The sequence below is a fragment of the Streptomyces sp. 15-116A genome (assembly GCF_025290915.1).
Lineage (GTDB): Bacteria > Actinomycetota > Actinomycetes > Streptomycetales > Streptomycetaceae > Streptomyces.
Genome location: NZ_JAOCQE010000329.1, coordinates 1 through 6,139, shown reverse-complemented (window position 1 = coordinate 6,139; position 6,139 = coordinate 1). Strand labels below are relative to the sequence as shown.

Below are 6,139 nucleotides of genomic sequence, written 5' to 3'. Positions count from 1 at the left end.
GCCGCGTCCAGGGATTTCGGCACCTCCGCGAGCGCGTCCGCGTCGACGGCGACCCGCTCGGCGAACGCCCCCGAGGTCAGGGCCACCACGCGCGTCCCCACCGCCGGTCCGGTCCCGTCGTCCGCCGCCCGCACCACCACACCGGCCGCGTCCGACCCCAGCACCGCCCCCTCCGGGACCCGGCCGGAGCGGGCGTCGTTGAGGTCGCCGTAGTTCAAGGAGACATGCGTGACGTCCACCAGGACCTGCCCCGGCCCCGGCACCGGGTCGGGAACCTCCGCGAGACGTACGGCGGTGGCGGGCACGGACGGATCCACGACGAGCGCGCGAACGGACATAGATGTCATCTCCCCCTGATATGCGGCGCGTTGCGCCGGACTGGGCATGTGGCGGTACAACGCGTCCACGGGGCCGGAATAGTCCAGGAGGCCTACCGGCAGTGGTTCGGACCCCCGGCCGGGGCCCGGCTCGGCTACGCTCTCTCAGCATGTCGCACCCTGATGGTCTGCTCGTGAACATCGCCGCGATGGTGGAGTCGGAGCAGAACAGTCAGATGTCCCTCACCGTGGTGGTCCCCGGGGCCGTCATCACGGGACGTCTGGCCCCCGAGGCCATGTGGAGAGAACGTGTCGCGGAGGTGCTGGGGGACTCCGCCTCGCTGAGGCGTTTCGCCACCGCCTTCTCCGTGTCCGGCGAACCCGGCGCCCGCCCCACCCACCTGCACTTCCATGTCGCCCGCATCCTCCAGGGGAGCTACGGCATCCCCGACACCGGTGGCATGTACCGGGTGGCGATCGCCGAGGTGAGCGCGTGGAGCGTGGGTGCCATCGGCTACTCCGACGAGTAGACGAGCAGGAGTTCCCGGCGTCGCGGACGGCACCCCTCGAACGTGAGGGGTGTTCAAGATCCAGAGAATGTGCGCAGGAGTGGCACACGGACTGCACACAGTGGCGCATCGCTGTCGTTACCGTGGCGTCCCGCCGGCGACCCCTCGCCCCCGCGTCGGCACGCCGACTCAGGAAGACACCGATGGACTACTGCTCCACCTGCCGCAGACATCTGAACGGCGCCCTGGTGTGCCCGGGCTGCGGTGCCTACGCCCCTGACATCGCGCCCGCGGTCCCGGCAGCCGCCCCGAGGTCCTCCGACCCGTTCGCCACCGCGATACCGGCTGACGCGACGGCTGGTGCGAGGGTTGATACGACGGCCGGTACGAGACCTGAGGCGGCAGCTACGACGACGGCTGCTGCGGCATGGGAGTCCGCGGCCCCGGGAGAGGCCCCGTCCCCCGACCTCGCGCCCGACCTCGACCCCGACGCCGCGCCCGCGATATCCGCGCCCACCGGACGGGCGGCGCGGCGGCGGCAGCTGGCCCGGTGGAAGAAGACCCAGCGGCGCGCCCTGGTCGCCACGGCCGTCGCCCTCGTCGGCGGTGGTCTGACCGTCGCCTCCATGGAGCGGGGCACGGGCGACCGCGCCCAGGCCGCGACGGCACCCGGCGTCTCGGGCATGGGCGGCGCGAAGGGCCCCGCCGACGCATACGGCGACGACGGCACGGCGTCGACGCCCCCGTCCGGCACGCACCGCTCCCCGCAGTCGCCGTCCGCCGACGACAGCGACCGGCGCTCGACGGCCACCGCGCCGTCCGCCTCCCCCACCACGCCGTCCGGCACGCGCACCGCGGACGCCGCCACGTCCCGCACACCGGTCGGCGCACAGCCGCGGTCCACCCCCTCGGCCCCCGTGAGCGACAGGACCGCGTCCGTCGCGGGCTCCGCCGCCCGGTCCGGCGAGGAGGCGGCGACCGCAGCCGGGTCCACGGCCGGCAACAGCGGCAGCCGGCGGAGCGGCACCGGCGGCAACAGCGGGAAGGGCGGTACGGACCAGTCCGGCACCTCCTCCGGATCCTCCGCGTCCTCCCCGTCCACCCCCTCGTCCCCGTCCTCCCCCGCCACGGACCCCACCACCGACCCGACCTCTGCGGACCGGCTCTGCCTGCTGGTGGTCTGCCTCGGCTGATCTCGACGGTCCTGCCGCGCTGGGCGTACTCGGTCTCGATGGCGCGGCGAGCGGAACTGCTCGCCCGCGCGGAGAAGTTCGCCGCGACGCTCCAGGAACGCCTCGACCGCGCCGCCCGCGGCCGCCCTGCGGAACAATCGCCCGCATGAGCATCGTCAAGATCAACGTACTCACTGTCCCGCCGGAGCAGCGGGAGACGCTGGAGAAGCGGTTCGCCGCGCGGGCGGGGGCCGTCGAGGGCTCGGACGGATTCGAGTGGTTCGAGCTGCTGCGGCCCGTCGAGGGCACCGACACCTACCTCGTCTACACCCGCTGGCGGACCGAGGAGGACTTCCAGCGCTGGATGTCCGGCCGGGGTCAGGCGGCCCACGGCGGCGGAGGCGGCGAGCAGGGTGACCGTCCGAAGCCCGCGGCCACGGACGCGACGCTGTGGTCGTTCGAGGTGGTCCAGCAGGCGGGCCCGAAGCAGGGCTGAGTTTCGAGGACGACGAGCGGCGGGGCGGATGCTGTCGGGGACCGGGCCCCCTGACAGCCGACGCCCCGTCAGCTCCGTATGCCCGTCGGCCGTATGACCCGCGCCTCACCGGGAACGTGCCGCCCTTCTTCCTCCTCTTGCACGGCGACACAACCACCCCCCACCTGAGGAGGGATGCGCCGTGCGGACTCGTACGGGTATACGCAGGAACCCCGCAGGACCGGTGATCGTCGCTCTCGTCGCGGCGGGATCCGTATGCGTGACACCGCTGTCCCCCGCCCACGCCGCGACCGGCACGGCCTCGGCCGATCTGCGGGCCGACGTAAACCGGGACGGCCGGGTCGATGTCACCGGCGGCACGGACTCGGCCGGTGAGGACGCCTGGTCCACCGGCCGTGGCGCGGTGATGCTGCCGAACATCGACGACGACACCAAGCGCTGCCCGGTCAAGGGGCCCGGCGGCAAGCCGCTGTCCGACGCCAAGCTCGCCGCCTGCAACGACGCCGCCGACACCAAGGTCAACGGCAGCGCGGACGCCGCCGACCTGGCGAGAATCCACTCGGTGCCGATGGCGAAGGTGCCGAAGACCGCCCAGGGCAGCCTGAAGATCACCACCGGTGCCAAGTACACCCGTCTCTTCCTCGAGCGGGACGGCGCCTGGGTGCCGGTCACCTCGCGGACCCGGCTGACGCCGAAGGAACTGCGCGCGGGCGTGCAGTTCGGAGTCGAGGCCACCGATGTCGTCCGTGACACGAAGAAGTGGGACGGGCGGGCGGTGGTGCGCCTGACCGTGACGGCCGGGAGCCGTACGACCTCCGACGAGGTGACGCTGCGCGTCGCGCCGCTGCTGACCCACCATCATCTCCAGAAGGCCCAGCAGCTCATGGTCACCAAGGTGCCCGGCAAGGGCCAGTGGGAGCGGCTGCAGCAGAAGTTCGTCAAGGACCTGGCCGCGGAGGTGAAGAAGGCCGGGATCACCAAGCCGCTGATCACCTTCGAGAAGTACGGCGACCCCTGGGCGCAGGACTTCGTGGAGCCGGCGTACGTCAGCATGACCGGGCCGGACGGCCGCCCGCAGACCATGCGGGTGATGCTGCGCTCGGACCAGCGGGACCGCGAGGCGGGCCGTGAGCTGTTCGAGAAGGTGCGCGGCAAGAACGTCGGCGTGGTGCAGGCCTTCGACCGGTCGGAGCCGGAGGACTGGACGCTGAACTCCATGGGCAACCTGGAGACGATCCCGCCCTACGCGCACGCGGGCCGCTCGTACCCGGCCGGCCGGATCATCCAGGGCTGGCGCAAGGACAGCGGCGAGAAGCCCTCGAAGGCCGTGCGGACGCTGCTGAAGGCGCAGGGTCTGCAGGATCCGCTGCTGCTGGACACCTCCTGGCTGAGCGTCGGGCACGTCGACGAGTTCGTGCAGTTCCTGCCCGCCGACACCCCGCGCGGCTGGCGCATCGGCATCGCCGACCCGGAGGCGGGACTGAAGCTGCTGCGGGACGCGCAGCGGGCCGGGCACGGCAGGACGAAGATGTTCTCGGTGCCGGGGATCGCCGGTCAGCCGACGCCCAAGGAGACCATCGACAAGGCGCTCGCCTCCCGGTATCTGGTCGCCGACAACGAGATGGCGGCCCGCCGGATCGCCGCCAACCTGGAGATCCTCGAGCGGGAGACGGGGGTCACCGACGCCGAGGTCGTCCGGGTGCCCGCCCTCTACACGCGGGACGGCGAGGCGACGGACGCGAGCGGGGACGAGGTGCCCGTGCCGCGGCTGACCCGGATGGGCGGCAAGGCCCCGCTGGTCGACACGCTCCGGGAGCGCGGCCAGCAGAAGTGGATGGCCGGGGAGGATGCCGCCGGGGCTGCCGGGACGGTGATGACCAGCGCGTATGTGCCGGGTGCGGTGAACGGCGTGCTGCTGGGTCCGGACCGGTATCTGGCGCCCCGTCAGTGGGGTCCGGTGATCGGCGGCAAGGACATCTTCACCGAGGCGGTGAGCGCCGCGTACCGGCGGACGGGGCTGAAGGTGTCGTACCTCGACGACTGGTACACGTACCACCTCGGCATGGGTGAGGTGCACTGCGGCACGAACACCCTGCGGGACGCGAGCGCGGCCTGGTGGAAGAGGTCGTAGTCATGCGGACCGGGTGGCCGGAGCGGTGCTTTCCGGCCACCCGGGCTCAGGCGGCCTCCTCGGGGACGGACGACAGCAGGCTGTGCAGCACCGGGCCCGCCGAGCCGCTTCCGGTGCCGCCCTCCTCGATCACACAGGCCACGGCCACATTGCCGCGGTGGGCGACCATCCAGCCGTTGTTGTCCTGAGCGGCGGAGACCTCCGCCGTGCCGGTCTTGGCGCCGATCTCGCCGGGCAGGTCCGCCAGGACGTCCGCGGTGCCGTCGGTGACGGTCGCGCGCAGCAGGGCGCGGAGCTGGCTCACCACCTTGCGCGGGAGCGGGGTCGTGGCGGTCGTGTCCTCGGTGCCGGCGACCAGCGCGGGCTGGTGGAAGGTACCGGACACGGCCGTCGCGATGACCGACGCCATGATCAGCGGGTTGGCCTGGACGCGGCCCTGCCCGATCATCGACGCCGCCTTCTCCGTGGCGTCGCGCGGCTTCGGGACGGAACCGTCGTAGGACGGGACGCCCACGTGCCAGGACTGGCCGATCCCGAAGTACTTCCTCGCCACGTCCCCGAGCTCGCCGTCGCCCAGCTTGCCGCGCAGGCTGATGAAGGCGGTGTTGCAGGACTCCGTGAAGTCCTTCTCGAAGGTGGCGCCGGGGTGTTCGGAGCTGTCGACGTTCTGCCACTTCTTGCCGACGGTGAGGTGCTTGGTGCAGTCCACGACGTCGTCCGGGGCGACCGCGCCCTTCAGCAGCAGCGCGCTGCTGGTGACGATCTTCCAGGTGGAGCCGGGGGCGTAGGTGCCGGAGACGGCGCGGTTGAAGCCGGAGGCGGGCGCGTTGGCCACGGCGAGGATCTCACCGTCGTCGATGCGCAGGGCGACCAGGGCACCGTTCTTGCCGCCCGCCTCGGCGAGGGCGCGCTCGGCGGCGGACTGCCAGGCCGGGTCCAGGGTGGTGCGCACGGGGCCGTCGGCCCCGGCGGCGGGCTTCCTGCCGAAGGCGGCCTCGGTGCGCTCGGCCTTCCCGGTGGCGCGGTCGACGAGCAGGACCGCGCCGCGGGGTCCGCCCGGTGCGGCCAGCTGGGCGAGGACGGGGCCGAGGGAGGGGTGGTTCTCGCCGGAGAGGGTCTCGCCGTCGCGGTCGGTCGCCTCGACGGGCTTGCTCTCCTCGCGCTCCAGGCGGAACTTCTTCGTGTCGCTCAGCCTCGGGTGCACCAGCGACAGCTTCCAGTCCACCTTCCAGGCGCCGTCCTTCTGCTCGCGCAGCGGCAGCGCGGAGGTGTACGTCCAGGTGCCGAGGCCGGTGACCGGCATGCGGGCGGTGAAGGGGACGGTGACGGTGCCGTCGCCGGTCTCCTTCGGCGCTTCGGCGGTGAGTTCCGGGCGTTCGATGTCGAGCCCGGCGGTGAAACTGCCGAGCACCTGCCGGGCCTGGTCGGGGCGGGTCGTGCGGGCGGCGGCGTCCGGCAGGCGGCCGGCGGACCAGTCGGCGAGGAAGGCGCGCGCCTCGGCCGTCGCCTCGGGG

At 72.8% G+C, this 6,139-nt stretch carries 6 protein-coding genes; 4 read left to right on the top strand and 2 right to left on the bottom strand.

The annotated features are described in order from the left end of the window. On the bottom strand, positions 1-338 hold a 338-nt coding region (locus N4P33_RS31295), incomplete at its 3' end, for an alcohol dehydrogenase catalytic domain-containing protein (protein WP_260830323.1). Between the two features lie 149 nt (positions 339-487). On the opposite strand from N4P33_RS31295, the gene N4P33_RS31290 reads away from it, so the two are divergent. The 4 genes from N4P33_RS31290 to N4P33_RS31275 all read left to right on the top strand — a co-directional run bounded on the left by N4P33_RS31290 (position 488) and on the right by N4P33_RS31275 (position 4,625). Next, positions 488-847, top strand: a complete 360-nt coding sequence (locus tag N4P33_RS31290) for a hypothetical protein (protein ID WP_260830322.1) — start codon at positions 488-490, stop codon at positions 845-847. A gap of 182 nt (positions 848-1,029) precedes the next feature. Then, positions 1,030-2,019: a hypothetical protein gene (locus tag N4P33_RS31285; protein ID WP_260830321.1), complete on the top strand. Its 990-nt coding sequence runs from the start codon at positions 1,030-1,032 to the stop codon at positions 2,017-2,019. Positions 2,020-2,164: 145 nt separating this feature from the next. Further along, positions 2,165-2,494: an antibiotic biosynthesis monooxygenase gene (locus N4P33_RS31280; protein ID WP_260830320.1), complete on the top strand. Its 330-nt coding sequence runs from the start codon at positions 2,165-2,167 to the stop codon at positions 2,492-2,494. 181 nt (positions 2,495-2,675) lie between these two features. Continuing rightward, positions 2,676-4,625 carry a protein-arginine deiminase domain-containing protein gene (locus N4P33_RS31275; RefSeq protein ID WP_399030450.1) on the top strand — a complete coding sequence of 650 codons (1,950 nt, stop codon included), beginning with the start codon at positions 2,676-2,678 and terminating at the stop codon, positions 4,623-4,625. 46 nt (positions 4,626-4,671) lie between these two features. Here N4P33_RS31275 and N4P33_RS31270 read toward each other — a convergent pair. After that, the coding region (locus N4P33_RS31270) for a penicillin-binding transpeptidase domain-containing protein (protein ID WP_260830318.1) at positions 4,672-6,139 on the bottom strand (1,468 nt) is incomplete at its 5' end.